Here is a 14,666-nt window from a genome sequence, read left to right on the forward strand (position 1 = left end):
CAATCAAAATTTTACGGCGGGCTGAAAAGGCTCGCCGTTTCTATAGGGAGAGATTAATGAATAGAAAAAAATCGGAAAGGCGGTTCATCTTTGCCTGCCTTGCCCCTGCAGTAATCCTGGTTGTTTTATTTATATTTATTCCTACCTTCAATGTATTTAGAATGTCCTTATACAGAATGGGCGGAATAACAAACAAGCAGACCTTTGTAGGCTTTGATAATTTTAAGGATTTATTTGGAGATAAGAGCTTCTTGCAGGCTATGCAGAACTCTATATTGATAATAGTAATAGTTACTCTATGTACAGTATTTTTGGCGGTGCTTTTTGCAACCCTGCTTCAGAGAGGCAAATTTATCGGTCAGAATTTCTTCAGGGTAATATTCTATATTCCAAATATTTTAAGTATCGTAGTTATAGCAGGTATCTTCGGTGCTATCTACGATCCTTCAAGTGGTCTTCTCAATACATTTCTTAGGGCTATTCACCTTGACTCGCTTGCGAAACAGTGGATGGCAGAGCCTGATATAGTTATATATTCGGTTATATTTGCTCTGGTTTGGCAGGCTATAGGTTATTACATGGTCATGTATATGGCGAGTATGGCGGCGATTCCACCTGACTTTTATGAGGCAGCTTCTCTTGACGGTGCATCTGAGGTTCGTATGTTTTTTCAGATTACCCTGCCTCTTATTTGGACAAGCATCAGAACTACACTTACCTTCTACATCATCAGTACCATCAACCTAAGCTTTCTCTTCGTACAGATTATGTCTGACGGAGGACCTAACGGCAAGACAGAGGTATTCCTCAACTATATGTACAAGCAGGCATATGGAAATGGTGCTTACGGCTATGGTATGGCAATAGGGGTTACAGTATTTATCTTCTCATTTGTACTTGCGGGAACAGTCAACAAGATTACAGAGAGAAAAGTATATCAATTTTAGGAAGGAGGGCATACATTGAAGCGAATTGGAACAAAAACCTTATACAAGATATTTGTATATGTGGCTCTCATAAGTCTGGCTATCTCAATCATCATTCCGGTTGGCTGGGTATTTATGGCGAGCTTTAAGAAAAATTCCGAGTTCTTAGGTGGAGATATCAGCCCTTGGGATTTACCTAAATCACTTAACTTTGATAACTTCGTTACTGCATTTAATGATGCGGGGATGGGGCAGTTCTTTGCAAACTCGGTAATTGTTACAGCTATAGGACTTGTGCTTCTTTTAGTGCTTGCACTTCCTGCTGCCTATGTACTTGCAAGATTTTTCTTCAAAGGCAAGAAAATCCTTGAAATAGGCTTTATGGCAGGCTTATTTGTAAATATCAACTACATAGTGGTACCTATTTTCCTTATGTTAAGTGATGCAAATAAAGCACTCAAGGTAACATTTTTCCTAGACAATAGATTTATACTTGCACTAATCTATGCTACAAGTGCTCTGCCTTTTACCATTTATCTCCTAAGCTCGTACTTCAAGACCTTGCCAAAGGGATTTGAGGAAGCAGCCTATATAGACGGCTGCAGTCATTTTAAGACCATGCTTAAGATAATGATACCAATGGCAAAGCCAAGCATAATTACGGTTGTTTTATTTAATTTCCTGTCATTTTGGAATGAGTACATCATTGCCTATACCCTGATGGATGAGCATGAGACTCTGGCTATGGGACTTAAGAATCTGATGGCTGTTGAAAAGACAGCAACTAACTACGGAATTATGTATGCGGGCCTTGTTATAGTTATGCTTCCTACTCTCATACTCTACATCCTTGTTCAGAGGAGACTTACCGAGGGTATGACTTTAGGCGGACTTAAGGGATAAGGAGGACAGGATGAAAGAAAAAATTATTGGTTTGGTTTTATTACTTTGTTTTATTCTGTCCGTAGGTCTCATTATATCCGGACAGAAAAATATATCGATGACAGGTTTTACATACGAGATAATAGGCCTTGTAGGCCTGCTTGTAGTGCTTTTTGTGTATAACAGAAAATATAGGTAATGAATGACTGATGCCGGGAATGCCCGCAATCAGATAACAATAAGGAGAAAGAAATGAACGGTAAAGGTAGAGTAACTATTCCCACAGACATTGATGTAATTGAAGGGACTAAAGAGTTAGCAAGGAGATGGGGAGCTGATGCTATCAGAGACTGCGACGGGACAGACTTTCCGGTAGAACTTAAGGATGAAGGGCTTAATGTATATTCGACCTACTACACCACTAGAAAAGACAATGCCTGGGCTAAGGCAAATCCGGATGAAATCCAGCAGATGTATATAATGACTCCAAGATATACAGCTACTGAGGAGGTTCTTAAGGTTAATCTTATGAAAGGCCTCTATCCAGATATGCTCACCCCTAACTGCAGAGATGATATAAAGAGATGGTGGGAAGTTATAGACAGGACAACGGGGGATGTTGTGCCTGTTGCTGATTGGAGCTACGATGAAGCTACTACAACTGTAGAAATAAAAACTCATAGATTTCATGAATATACAGTTAGCTTCTTAGCATATATAATGTGGGATCCTGTGCATATGTACAATGCAGTGGTAAATGACTGGCAAGGTGTAGAACATCAGATTACCTTCGATGTACGCCAGCCAAAAACCCACGCATTTACAATGATGAGGCTGCGCAAATTCATAGAGGATCATCCTTATGTAAATGTACTTAGATTTACTACATTTTTCCACCAGTTCACCTTGATTTTTGACGAGATGGCAAGGGAAAAATACGTAGACTGGTACGGATATTCTGCTTCAGTAAGCCCTTATATACTTGAACAGTTTGAGAAAGAAGTGGGATATACCTTCAGACCTGAATTCATCATTGACCAGGGTTATTATAACAATCAGTATAGGATACCTAGCAAAGAATTCAGCGATTATCAGGCATTCCAGAGAAGAGAAGTAGCTAAGATAGCCAAGGAGATGGTGGATATCTGCCATGAATGTGGAAAAGAAGCTATGATGTTCCTTGGAGACCACTGGATAGGAACAGAGCCTTTTATGGAGGAGTTTAAGACAATAGGGCTTGATGCGGTGGTTGGAAGTGTTGGAAATGGCTGCACCTTGAGACTTATCAGTGATATAGAGGGAGTTAAATACACCGAGGGACGATTCTTACCTTACTTCTTCCCAGATACCTTCTACGAAGGCGGCAATCCTGTGAAGGAGGCGAAGGAGAACTGGGTAACAGCTAGAAGAGCAATTCTTAGAAAACCAATCGACAGAATCGGTTATGGAGGCTACTTAAAGCTTGCCATGCAGTTTCCTGACTTTGTAGAATATGTAGAGAGTGTATGCGATGAATTCAGAGTGCTGTATGACAACATAAAGGGCTGCAAGGCACACTCAATCAAAACGGTAGCTGTGCTTAACTGCTGGGGCAAGATGAGGGCCTGGGGCAATCATATGGTTCACCACGCACTCTATCAGAAGCAGAATTATTCATACTACGGCATTGTTGAAGCCTTATCCGGTGCTCCTTTTGATGTAAGGTTCATTAGCTTTGAAGACATACTTAAGGACAAGAATCTTCTTTCAGATATAGATGTAATTATAAATGTAGGAGATACGGATACAGCTCATGGAGGTGGGGAATACTGGACTAATCCTCAGATAATCACCGCTGTTACAGAGTTTGTATATGGTGGTGGAGGCTTCATCGGCGTAGGTGAGCCTAGTGCTCATCAGGCAAACGGACGCTTCTTCCAGCTTGCAAACATCCTTGGCGTGGAGGAGGAGAGAGGCTTTACCTTAGGATATGATAAGTATAACTGGGAAGAGAAGAAGCATTTCATCCTTGAAGACACGACTAAGGAAGTTGACTTTGGAGAGGGCAAGAAGAATATATTTGCCTTCGAAGGTACTGATATCCTTGTACAGAGGGATAAAGAGGTACAGCTTGCGGTAAACAGCTTTGGCAAGGGAAGAAGCGTATATATAAGCGGTCTAAGATACAGCTTTGAAAACAGCAGACTTCTATACAGGGCTATTATGTGGAGTGCGGGTGCAGAGGCAGAGCTTAAAAAATGGTTCTCCTCTAACTTTAATGTAGAGGTTCACGCATACCTTAACAGTGGCAAATACTGTGTGGTTAATAATACCTATGAGCCACAGTCAACCACCATTTACAAGGGAGATGGCGCATCTTTTGAGCTTAAGCTCGCGGCAAACCAGATAATTTGGTACGAAATATAAAGATTGACTAAGTCAAGGAAAGGAAATATATGAGTGAAGTGTTAAAAACTTTTAAGTTCGACGGAGAGCCTGTAACGAAGGAGCCTTACGGCAGTGGACATATCAATTCCACATTCTTGGTAGTTACAGACAAGAATAAAAAGTATATTCTCCAGAAAATAAATAATAAAATCTTCCCTAACGTAGAGGGACTTATGAACAACATAATGCTTGTCACTGAGCATTTGAAGAAGAAAACAGATGATAGCAGAAAGGTGCTTAGCATTGTAAAGACAGTTGATGATAAGCCGTTTGCAGTGGTAGACGGGGAATACTGGCGTGCTTATGATTTTGTGGAGGATTCAATCTGCTTGCAGCTACCTGAGAATAATGATGATTTTTATGAAAGCGCTGTAGCCTTTGGAAGCTTCGCACAGGCTCTGTCGGACTTCCCGGTAGAAAGGCTGATTGAGGTAATACCTAATTTCCACAATACACCGGACAGATTTAAGAAGTTTCATGAGGTACTAAAGAAGGACCCTCTCGGCAGGGCAGCTCTTGTACAGGAGGAGATTAAGTTTTGTCTGGAGAGGGAAGAGGAAATGGGAACTCTTCAGCGCCTTAGAAATGAAAAGGTGCTTCCTGATAGGGTTACTCATAATGATACCAAGCTAAACAATGTTCTCCTTGACAAAGAGACCAGAAAACCTCTTTGTGTCATAGATCTTGACACTGTTATGCCGGGACTCTGCCTCTATGACTATGGCGATTCCATTAGATTTGGGGCTTCAACTGCACTGGAGGACGAGAAGGACTTATCAAAGGTTAGTATGAGCCTTGATTTATTTAAGATATATACCAAGGGCTATATAAGTGCACTTCCTAATCTTACAAAGGAAGAGAAGGAATATCTTCCACTGGGGGCAAAGACTATGACATTTGAATGTGGTCTGCGTTTCTTAACTGACTATATAGATGGGGACAACTATTTTGCCATTCATAGAGAAGGACATAACTTAGACAGAGCCAGGACTCAGTTTAAGCTAGTAGCTGATATGGAAGCAAAATGGGATGAAATGAAGAAGGTAGTAATGGAACTGTAATTATAGAAACTGTAAATAAAGAAGGTTTAGTTCGCCACGAAAGGAGGTCACAGGCGAATAGGGATATGCAAAGTAGATATAGACGACATTGTTATTTGTAGAAAGGGGAAGACAAGTACTATGAGATCTAAAAAGTTTAAAAGAGCGCTGTGCTTTGCGCTGGCAACTGGTGTATTTTTAACTACACCGATTAATTTGGAGACATATCCGGTTTATGCCGCGGCTTCATCATCTGTAGAAACAGGTGATAGGGTATATGACGGTGTGTATGATGAGTGGAAACTGGACGAACAGTGTACTGTGGGTGGAGAAACACTGGAGAAGACAAAGGGAGAACTTAATTTTGCATCCGGACCGAGGAATGGCAATGGCACAACAGCAGGTTCTTATCCTGCAGTAGCATTAAACCCTCACGAGTTTGACTTTAGTAAGGCAGGACATTTTTCGTTTAAGGTCAGGGGTAACTCTGAAAAAGCTACTACCAGGTTCGGTATCTATCTTGGATACACGAATCCTGGAAGGGGAATGTTCGTTGGTTACGATTCCTTTGGCTGGTTCTGGCAGAAGTATAATGGAAGAAATGATGATTATTTACGGGGGGATAGAAATCCCTCGCCAAAAAAAGGAGTAGAAACTGCTGTAGACATAAGCTGGACAGGAGATAAGAAGCTTACTGTCACTGTTAACGGTGAAGAAGTGTTTAAGGATCTGGACTGCAGTGAAGCCTCATGGGATGGCAATAAGATAGCATTTAAGGCAGGAACTTATGGACAAGATGTTACAGATGTAACTATAAGAGAGATAAAATACACAGATCAGGAGCCAACAATATTGCAAAAATACGAAGTTAGCGGAAAGGTTACCGATGAGGACGGTGCTCCTTTAAAAGGTGCAGAAATCTATGTTGACGGTGTTAAAGAAGGTAAGGCTACGGGTGAAAATGGCGAATTTTCTCTTAAGTTTGAGGATGGAAGCTATGTATTGAAGTTCACAAAGGCAGGCTATGATACCGTAGAAAAAGAGGTTGAAGTTAATAAGAGTGCTGTATCGGAGCTTTTGGTAAAGCTTGAAAGCCTTGGTGAGTCTAAGACGGATATCATTTCATCAGAAGACATGGATGTAACCGTAGATAAGACCTTCCCAAGGGTAGTGCAGTATCAGATGAAGAAGGGAAGCCTTAAGGATAAGGTATTCTACGGCCAGCCTGAGCTTATTAGAAGCATTAAAATTAACGGTAAAGAGATAAAGGTTAAGAAGGCTGATGTAACTTCAGAGATCAAAGGAAATACCGTTAACTACACCTTAAAGGTGAAAAAGGGTGAAGAGGTAGATGCTACTATCAAGGCATTTCTTAAGGTAGAGAAAAATACCCTTGCTTTTGAAATCACCGAGATAACCAACAATCTTGATGATGAAGCCAACCCTGTACAGACTATAGAGATACCTAAGCAAGGTCTTATCTCAGTAAGGGATAGTCAGGAGAATTTTAGCTTCAGAGGCGCTCTTATGTCATCCAATACTACTATTGACGGTGACGAGTCACTTACAGAGTTTCCTGAAGGTTACAGAAGAGATTTTATGTATGCATTTATTTCGGCAGACGGAATGAGTGCAGGACTTTGGAGTAACTCTGAAAATGACGGAAGTAATAAGGCATCTAATATATGGGCAGGTGGAGCTAGTAATACCCGTATTATGGCTCTCTCAGGTATTTATGATGACAAGAAGACACTTTCGCTTTCAAGTACAAAGTGGTACTATCACAGAAAGGTTACAGACTCACATGACAGAGTGTATGTGGTTAGTGAGACTGAGATGCCTAAGGCTAAGATTGTGATAACAGGCGATGAGAATGAAGATAATGTAGTGGACTGGCAGGATGGTGCTATTGCATTTAGAAGCATAATGAACAATCCTTACAAGTCAGAGGAAGTACCTGAGCTTGTTGCCCACAGAATAGCAATGAACTTTGGCGGACAGGCACAGAATCCATTCCTTACCACTCTTGACAATGTGAAGAGGGTAGCAATGCATACAGACGGTCTTGGACAGTCAGTTATCTTAAAGGGCTATGCCAATGAAGGACATGACTCAGGACATCCTGATTACTATGATATAGGTAAGCGTATCGGTGGTGCAAAGGATATGAATACCCTTATGGAGAAGGGAAAAGCTCTTGGAGCTAGATTTGGTATTCATATTAACTGCGGTGAGATGTATCCTGAGGCAAAGGCATTTAACGATGATTCTGTAAGAAGAGATAAATACGGCAATCTTCGTTATGGCTGGAACTGGATAGACCAGGGTGTAGGTCTTGACAGTGTGTATGACCTTGCTACAGGTAACAGAGCAGAGCGTTTTGACAAGCTAAAAGCCCTGGTTAAGGACAACCTTGACTATATCTATGTAGATATCTGGGGCAATATGACAGGTGGAAGCGATGATACCTGGGAGACAAGAAAGCTTTCAAAAGAGATTAACGACCGCGGTTGGAGGATGACAACTGAGTGGGGCCCTACCAATGAGTATGACTCTACCTTCCAGCACTGGGCAGCAGACCTCACTTACGGTGGATATAAGGCTAAGGGAGAGAACTCCGTAATTATGAGATTCCTTCGTAACCACCAGAAGGATTCCTGGGTAGCAAACTATCACAGATATGGCGGTGCTGCACTTGCACCTCTGCTTGGTGGCTACAACATGAAGGATTTTGAAGGCTGGCAGGGAAGAAATGACTACGATGCCTACATTCAGAATCTATATGAGCATAATCTTACCACTAAATTCATCCAGCACTTCAAGGTGGTTAAGTGGGAACAGGGAACACCATTCCTTACAGGAGGAGAAAACTACACTCCTGACAAGAAGATTACCTTAAAGAATGATGAGGGTGATGTACTTGTGCTTGAAAGAGTATCTGATGACAGCGATTCTGATGATTATTACAAGAGAACAATTACTCTTAATGGCAAAGTAATTGCAACTGGAGCTGAACCTGAGAGATATACAGGAAACGGAAGCGAAAGCTATCTCCTTCCATGGGTATGGGATGCGGCTACAGGAAAGAGAGTTTCTGCAAATGATGAAAAGCTTTATCATTTTAACAATCAGGCAGGTGAAACAACCTGGGAGCTTCCTGAGTCCTGGAAGACCCTCTCAGAGGTAAAGATATATAAGCTTACTGACCTTGGAAAGAAAGAAGAGAAGACTATACCTGTAGTAGATGGCAAGATTACAATAGCTGCAGAGGCTAAACAGCCTTATGTAGTCTACAAGGGTAGTAGAGATAATATGGCTGTTAAGTGGAGCGAGGGCATGCACCTTGTTGATGCAGGCTTTAACAGCGGTAACTTCGACAGCTGGACTAAGACAGGTACAGGAGAGGCTGAGATAGCAAAGAGCCAGTACAGCAACCCTATGATGAAGCTTACAGGTGAAATAGGTATGAGCCAGAAGCTTACAGACCTTACTCCTGGTGTGCAGTATGCTGTACTTGTAGGTGTGGACAACAGAAGTGATTCTAAGGCAGTTATTAGTATAACTGATGGAGAAAAAAAGCTTGCAGAGAATTATACTCTTCGTTCAATTGCAAAGAACTATGTAAAGGCATATACACATAATACACATAGTGCTACCGTTGATGGCACCAGTTATTTCCAGCATATGTATGTATTCTTTACTGCTCCTGCATCAGGAGAGGCTACACTGACACTTTCCAAGCTTGAAGGAGAGGGTGCAAGCTACTTTGATGATGTAAGAGTTGTAGAGAGTGACGCTAAGAACATCACCTTTGACAAGAATGGAGAGATATCAAGATTTACACAGGACTTTGAAAAAAGTGTTCAGGGATTGTATCCTTTCGTTATCGGTGGAATTGAAGGTGTAGAAGATAACAGAATCCACCTTTCAGAGCTTCATGCCCCATATACACAGGCAGGCTGGGATGTTAAGAAGATGGATGATGTACTTGATGGCAACTGGTCAGTAAAGATAAACGGACTTACAAGAAGAAATGCAATAGCCTTCCAGACCATACCTCAGAACTTTAGATTTGAGCCTGGTGTGAAGTACCACGTAAGCTTTAAGTATCAGTCAGGAACAGATGGTATATATGCTGTTGTTAAGGGTAGTGGAGAGAAGATAACTTCTAATCCTGAACCTTTATCACTTGCAATGGGCGAGGATGCAGATGCTACATACGAAACTGACATAGTCGGTGATGAGTCAGGCCAGACCTGGTTTGGTATATATTCTACAGGAAAGGCAGCTAATACACAGGGTAATTCCGGTGCAGCAGCTAACTTTGGTGGTTATCAGGATTTCGTGCTCGACAATCTTGTGATTGAGCGTGTTGATGAAGTAGTTACTGAGGATGAATTAAAGACACTTATAGAGAAGGCAAAAGCAGAACTTACCAAAGAGAACCTTTCAAATACTAACTATAAGAAGGCTCAGGAAGCTATTGCTAAAGCAGAGGTTGCCTTAAAGGAAGACGGCAAGAGCCAAAAGGGTATTAATATTGCTTACAACTCTCTTAAAGAGCTTATGAAGGCTCTAGAGGGAAGCAGCAAGGAAGCAGACCCTGAAGATGATACAAACGACCTTCCTCTTGACGGTATGGTTGCAGAGGCGGGTAGCATACAGGCAGGATATCAAGGAGAAGGACCGGCGGAACTTGCTATTGACGGAAACGAAAACACAATATGGCATACAAACTGGTCAGGTACAACTCTCGCTAAGATGTGGCTTGATATAAGGCTTAAAGAAGCTACAACCGTTGCAGGAGTAAGACTCTTACAAAGAGGCGGTGGCGGCATAAACGGTAGAATAGCAAAGGCTGAGATTAAAGTACTTAAGAAGGGCGAGACAGAGTATAAGACAGTGAAGACAGTCAATCTTAAGAGTTCAGGTTGGAACCTGGTCACCTTTGATGCCGAGAAGGATGTTACAAATGTTAAGATTCAGGCATTACAGACACTTGGAAGTCCTGAAAACTACTACGCAGCCCTTGCAGAGGTAAGAGTAGTAAAAGAAGCTAAGGAAGAAGATGCTAAGCCTGATAAGAGCGAGCTTGAAAGTCTTGTTACAAAGGCAGAAGAATTAAAGGCTAAAAATGAAGCAAGCAACAATGTAGCTGTTCTTGAAGAAAAGATCAAAGAAGCTAAGGCTGTTTTAGATAAGGAAGATGCTACATACTTTGATATTTTACTTGCACAGGCTAATCTTAAGAAGGTGGTTAATGACTTAAAGGCCGGAGTTTATAAGAAAGCAGAAGAAAAACCTGTACAAAAGCCTGCTGTAAATCCAAATGCAATACCTGTAATTCCTGTTCAGGTAATAATACCTAATGAAGCTGCCAATCCTTCACAGACAGTGGATGTGAATGAAGATGACACAGCAAAAGGAAGCGTGGGTAACGGTAAAAAAGCTGCCTTACTTAAAAAGGATAAGCGTATCTTAAAGGCACTTAAAGAGGTTAAGACCGAGACAAAGGCTATTAAGGCACTTGTAAGGTCTAAGAAGATTAACATTTTAGCTAATCTTAAGAACTATAGAAAGGCAGCTAAGAATGACAAGAAGTTACTTTCTTCAAAGAAGGATGTAAATTCTGCAATCTCTTACTTAGAGAAGAACAAGATTACTACATCTAAGAGTCTGTTAAAGAGACTTACAAAGCTTAATAAAGAACTTAAAAAATTAAAGGCTTCTAAGAAGAATGCAAAAAATGAAGCAAGAATTAAGAAGGTACAGGAAGAGATAGCTAGTATCAAACTTGTAACCACCTCCTTAAAAAATGCAAAGAAATTTCTTGAAAAATAAGTATTAGTCCCGCTTTGGGGATGTGGGAAGTCATGTAGAGGACTTAAGGATGCTCTACATGGCTTCCTTTATACAACTTAGCTGATATTAACTAAGAAAAAGCCTTGGAGTCCTGGCCTTATATCATTACATTGTGCTTTACATAAAGAATATGTGATGATAAAATATTTTTATGGGCTAAATATGAGGTACTATAGCAGTATGAGAATGTGTTAAATATGACAAGAAAACGGCTGACCTGCTTAAGCCGGAGGTTATGAATGATTGCTTTTAAGATTGTGGATGTTAAGGACTTTATGAATAAACTTCTGATTGGAGAGGTATTTGATAATTTCCTTCTTGTATCCTTTGAAATAACAAACTATGCGAAGATTACCATAGACGGAGTGAAGAATGAGGCTTGGTACGAAGATGAAGCCTCAGGGAGATATGTAGCCTGGAAGGAAGTAAGGGATAAGATTTCGTCTCTCTTAAAAGGAGATAGGGTTCCTCTAGGTATAAAGGGAGTATTCAGGCTTTCAGAAGAAAATACAGATAAAACAGCTGCTAAGCTTGGCATAAAGGATGCAGTAGAGAAGGACTATGGATTGTTTTTTACACTCAAGTTTGAAAAGGGTGAGATAAATATAGTTACAGGAGTGTCCGTTACGGACTTCCTTATGAGTAAGCAAATTGGAAATTTGTGGGATGAGGATTTACTCAAATTTCTTAAATATTATCAGATTGCGGTGGAAATGCTGTAATCCAGTATAGGAGGATATTATGAGAGTTTTGGTAACAGGTGGTGCAGGCTATATCGGAAGTCATACCTGCGTTGAGCTGCTTAATGCTGGTCACGAGGTAGTTGCCTTTGACAATTTCTACAACTCCAGTATGGAGTCTATCAAGAGGGTAGAGAAGATTACAGGTAAGAGCGTTAAGTTCTATGAGGCAGACATGCTTGACAGTGCAGCGCTTGACAAGATATTTGGTGAAAATAAAATAGATGCAGTTATACATTTTGCAGGCTACAAGGCGGTTGGAGAGAGTGTACACAAGCCTCTTGAGTATTATTATAACAATATTACAGGTACCCTCATTCTTGTAGAAGCGATGAAAAAGCATGGAGTAAAGAATATCATTTTCTCATCTTCAGCTACTGTATATGGAGAGCCTGAAAAGCTTCCTCTTACAGAAGATATGCCTCATGGCAAGGCATCATCTCCTTATGGAGCTACCAAGATGATGCAGGAGGAGATGTTTAAGGACTTCCATGTTGCAGACAATGACTTTAGCGTGATTTTGTTAAGATACTTTAACCCAATTGGAGCCCACGAAAGTGGACTTATAGGAGAAGATCCTAAGGGCATACCTAATAATCTCGTGCCTTATATAGCACAGGTAGCAGTAGGTAAGCTGCCAAAGCTTGGCATATTCGGTGATGACTATGATACAGCAGACGGCACCTGTCTTAGAGACTACATCCATGTTGTAGACCTTGCAAGAGGACATGTACTCGCTCTTAATAAGTTTAACGAAGAGCCAGCAGTAAGGATATACAATCTCGGCACAGGTAACGGGATTTCAGTTCTGGAAGTTTTCCACGCTTTTGAAAAGGCTTGTGGTAAAGAGCTTGCCTATGAAATGAAACCAAGACGTGACGGAGATGTGCCTGTATGCTATGCTGACAGTTCGAAGGCTCTAAAGGAGCTTGGATTTAAGGCGGAATACGGTATAGAGAGAATGTGTGCAGACTCCTGGAGATGGCAGTCTATGAATCCTGACGGATACAGGTCATAAGAATACTTTTACAAGAATTGCAAAAAGTGCAGCTGAAGTAATTCCGTATCAATATGTGTCGAATACTTTTGGCACATATATATAAAGATAAAAAAGCCGCTTACTAAGTTAAACTTGTAAGCGGCTTTTTCACAGTTAGCATTATTTCTGACCGCAAAAATGATCCTTAACCTTAGCAAGATTGTCATTGATGTTGAATAAAACTATCATAACTTCTGCCCAAACTCTTACACCGATAGGTCCAAGGATTAGCATAAGAAGTCCGCTTAAGAAGTTGCTCTGTCCTGTAAAAGGATTGCGTGTAAACATGGTAATAAAAGCCCCTATTATTACAACTATGAGTAAAATATAATAGAGCAGCTTAATCAACTTTGTTGATATCATTACATCGAAGTTAAGGATGTTTGTAAAGAATGACTTTCCTCCGTCCTTAGCTGCGTCAGCAACTTTGTTATAAGCCTCGTTTAAGTGCTGATTTGCACCATTGCCAGCATTTTGCTGATTTGTCCCGGTGGTGTTCTGCTGATTTGTGTTACCAGCATTCTGCTGCTCTGCACCACCAACGTTCTGGTTGTTGTTCTCGTCCATATTAGTTCCTCCTCAAAAAAATGAATATAGTTCCGACTATCTGCGTCTCATTACGATTTGATGAATGTATATCACAAATAGTATGAGGTTGATTATACAATAAGATAAAAAGAAAGTATAGTCTATTTTTTTCTTAATAGAAAATATCTATAAATTCACACATTAAATAAAAAGCTTTATATGAGTGGGATATATATACCTTTTAGAAATTGATAAAATGGGGGTTCTTATGCAATTTGTATAGTAAAATTGTGAAAATTTGTTTAAACTGCCGATTACAAAAAGTATAAAATGCATTATAATGTCAGTGTAAAATTCTTTGGTTCACTTCTAGAATGTGAATAGGTATCTCAAAATAATTATTTCAACAGAAAATCCAAAGATTAAATTTAATTTTTTATTAAGAAGGGAGAAAAATTTGGGGGAGAAAGATATTCTTGAAAAGAAACTTCTAGCGTTTAATGATGTATTTGCAGAGTTTCTGAATGGTGTAATGTTTGACGGCAAGAACGTGGTGAAAGAGGATGAATTATTTGATGTGCAAAGTTGGAGTCAGTATAAAGGAGATGACAATAGACACAGATATCAGGATAGGGATGTAGTAAAACTTTGGAAACGCAAAGGAGTAATTGTATCGTTGATTGGTATTGAGAACCAAGACATTCCTGATAAAGACATGGTCTTTAGGGTTCTTTCGTATGATGGAGCTTCTTACAGAACTCAGCTTGCAGAAAAGGATGGCAGAAAACGTAAGTCAAGAGGAAAACAACATGAAGGAAGCAGAGAACAAGTGGACAATGTAGAAACTGATACAGAAGAGATTTATCCTGTAATAACCTTTGTAATATACTACGGAGAAGAGGAATGGAAGCATGAAACCACTCTTCGTAAAAGGCTTAAAATGGAAGATGAGATTAAAAAATATATAGGTGATTATCATATCAACCTCATTGACTTGAAAAAATTAAGTGAAGATGATATAAATAAGTTTAAGAAGGACTTCAAAGTTATAGCAGATTATATTGCAAATGGAAGTAAACAGACGACTAGCGATGTGGAAATAAACCATCCTGAGGAAGTAAGTGAACTCATTCTAAGGCTTACAGGAGAAGAACTTCCCAGATCAAATGATATTGGAAATGGAGGAAAAGAGTGAAAAATAACTTATATTTTTGGGCGCACT

Annotated in this window: 10 protein-coding genes; 9 read left to right on the forward strand and 1 reads right to left on the reverse strand. The window is 40.1% G+C overall.

Annotated elements, in window-relative coordinates; translation table 11 throughout:
- Positions 1 to 56 precede the first annotated feature (56 nt).
- The 8 genes from JJN12_RS00760 to galE all read left to right on the forward strand — a co-directional run bounded on the left by JJN12_RS00760 (position 57) and on the right by galE (position 12,895).
- Positions 57 to 947 (forward strand): carbohydrate ABC transporter permease, encoded by an 891-nt coding sequence (locus JJN12_RS00760; RefSeq protein ID WP_208427902.1) that lies wholly within the window; start codon positions 57 to 59, stop codon positions 945 to 947.
- A 15-nt stretch (positions 948 to 962) separates the two neighbouring features.
- A complete protein-coding gene (locus JJN12_RS00765) occupies positions 963 to 1,829 on the forward strand; it encodes a carbohydrate ABC transporter permease (RefSeq protein WP_208427903.1) in 867 nt (288 codons plus the stop codon).
- A gap of 10 nt (positions 1,830 to 1,839) precedes the next feature.
- Complete coding sequence (locus JJN12_RS00770) at positions 1,840 to 2,007, forward strand: DUF6903 family protein (RefSeq protein ID WP_208427904.1); 168 nt, start codon at positions 1,840 to 1,842, stop codon at positions 2,005 to 2,007.
- A 53-nt stretch (positions 2,008 to 2,060) separates the two neighbouring features.
- Positions 2,061 to 4,214 (forward strand): 1,3-beta-galactosyl-N-acetylhexosamine phosphorylase, encoded by a 2,154-nt coding sequence (gnpA, locus tag JJN12_RS00775; protein WP_208427905.1) that lies wholly within the window; start codon positions 2,061 to 2,063, stop codon positions 4,212 to 4,214.
- Between the two features lie 29 nt (positions 4,215 to 4,243).
- The gene (locus JJN12_RS00780; protein WP_208427906.1) at positions 4,244 to 5,296 is read left to right on the forward strand and encodes a phosphotransferase enzyme family protein; all 1,053 of its coding nucleotides are present in this window, start codon (positions 4,244 to 4,246) and stop codon (positions 5,294 to 5,296) included.
- A 120-nt stretch (positions 5,297 to 5,416) separates the two neighbouring features.
- On the forward strand, positions 5,417 to 11,116 hold the full coding sequence (locus JJN12_RS00785) for an endo-alpha-N-acetylgalactosaminidase family protein (RefSeq protein WP_208427907.1): 5,700 nt from the start codon (positions 5,417 to 5,419) through the stop codon (positions 11,114 to 11,116).
- A gap of 260 nt (positions 11,117 to 11,376) precedes the next feature.
- Positions 11,377 to 11,859: a DUF5721 family protein gene (locus JJN12_RS00790; RefSeq protein ID WP_208427908.1), complete on the forward strand. Its 483-nt coding sequence runs from the start codon at positions 11,377 to 11,379 to the stop codon at positions 11,857 to 11,859.
- A gap of 19 nt (positions 11,860 to 11,878) precedes the next feature.
- Positions 11,879 to 12,895 (forward strand): UDP-glucose 4-epimerase GalE, encoded by a 1,017-nt coding sequence (gene galE, locus JJN12_RS00795; protein ID WP_208427909.1) that lies wholly within the window; start codon positions 11,879 to 11,881, stop codon positions 12,893 to 12,895.
- Between the two features lie 141 nt (positions 12,896 to 13,036).
- Here galE and JJN12_RS00800 read toward each other — a convergent pair whose 3' ends face one another.
- On the reverse strand, positions 13,037 to 13,483 hold the full coding sequence (locus JJN12_RS00800) for a DUF4282 domain-containing protein (RefSeq protein ID WP_208427910.1): 447 nt from the start codon (positions 13,481 to 13,483) through the stop codon (positions 13,037 to 13,039).
- Between the two features lie 418 nt (positions 13,484 to 13,901).
- Between JJN12_RS00800 and JJN12_RS00805 the strand changes: the two genes are divergently transcribed.
- A complete protein-coding gene (locus tag JJN12_RS00805) occupies positions 13,902 to 14,639 on the forward strand; it encodes an Rpn family recombination-promoting nuclease/putative transposase (RefSeq protein ID WP_208427911.1) in 738 nt (245 codons plus the stop codon).
- Positions 14,640 to 14,666: the final 27 nt, after the last annotated feature.

The organism is Catonella massiliensis (assembly GCF_016651435.1).
GTDB lineage: Bacteria > Bacillota > Clostridia > Lachnospirales > Lachnospiraceae > Catonella > Catonella massiliensis.

Bases quoted from the DNA above. Each gene is read 5' to 3' on its own strand.
- JJN12_RS00770 (WP_208427904.1), top strand. From the start codon at position 1,840: ATGAAAGAAAAAATTATTGGTTTGGTTTTATTACTTTGTTTTATTCTG.
- JJN12_RS00780 (WP_208427906.1), top strand. From the start codon at position 4,244: ATGAGTGAAGTGTTAAAAACTTTTAAGTTCGACGGAGAGCCTGTAACG.
- JJN12_RS00785 (WP_208427907.1), top strand. From the start codon at position 5,417: ATGAGATCTAAAAAGTTTAAAAGAGCGCTGTGCTTTGCGCTGGCAACT.
- galE (WP_208427909.1), top strand. From the start codon at position 11,879: ATGAGAGTTTTGGTAACAGGTGGTGCAGGCTATATCGGAAGTCATACC.
- JJN12_RS00790 (WP_208427908.1), top strand. From the start codon at position 11,377: ATGATTGCTTTTAAGATTGTGGATGTTAAGGACTTTATGAATAAACTT.
- gnpA (WP_208427905.1), top strand. From the start codon at position 2,061: ATGAACGGTAAAGGTAGAGTAACTATTCCCACAGACATTGATGTAATT.
- JJN12_RS00760 (WP_208427902.1), top strand. From the start codon at position 57: ATGAATAGAAAAAAATCGGAAAGGCGGTTCATCTTTGCCTGCCTTGCC.
- JJN12_RS00800 (WP_208427910.1), bottom strand. From the start codon at position 13,483: ATGGACGAGAACAACAACCAGAACGTTGGTGGTGCAGAGCAGCAGAAT.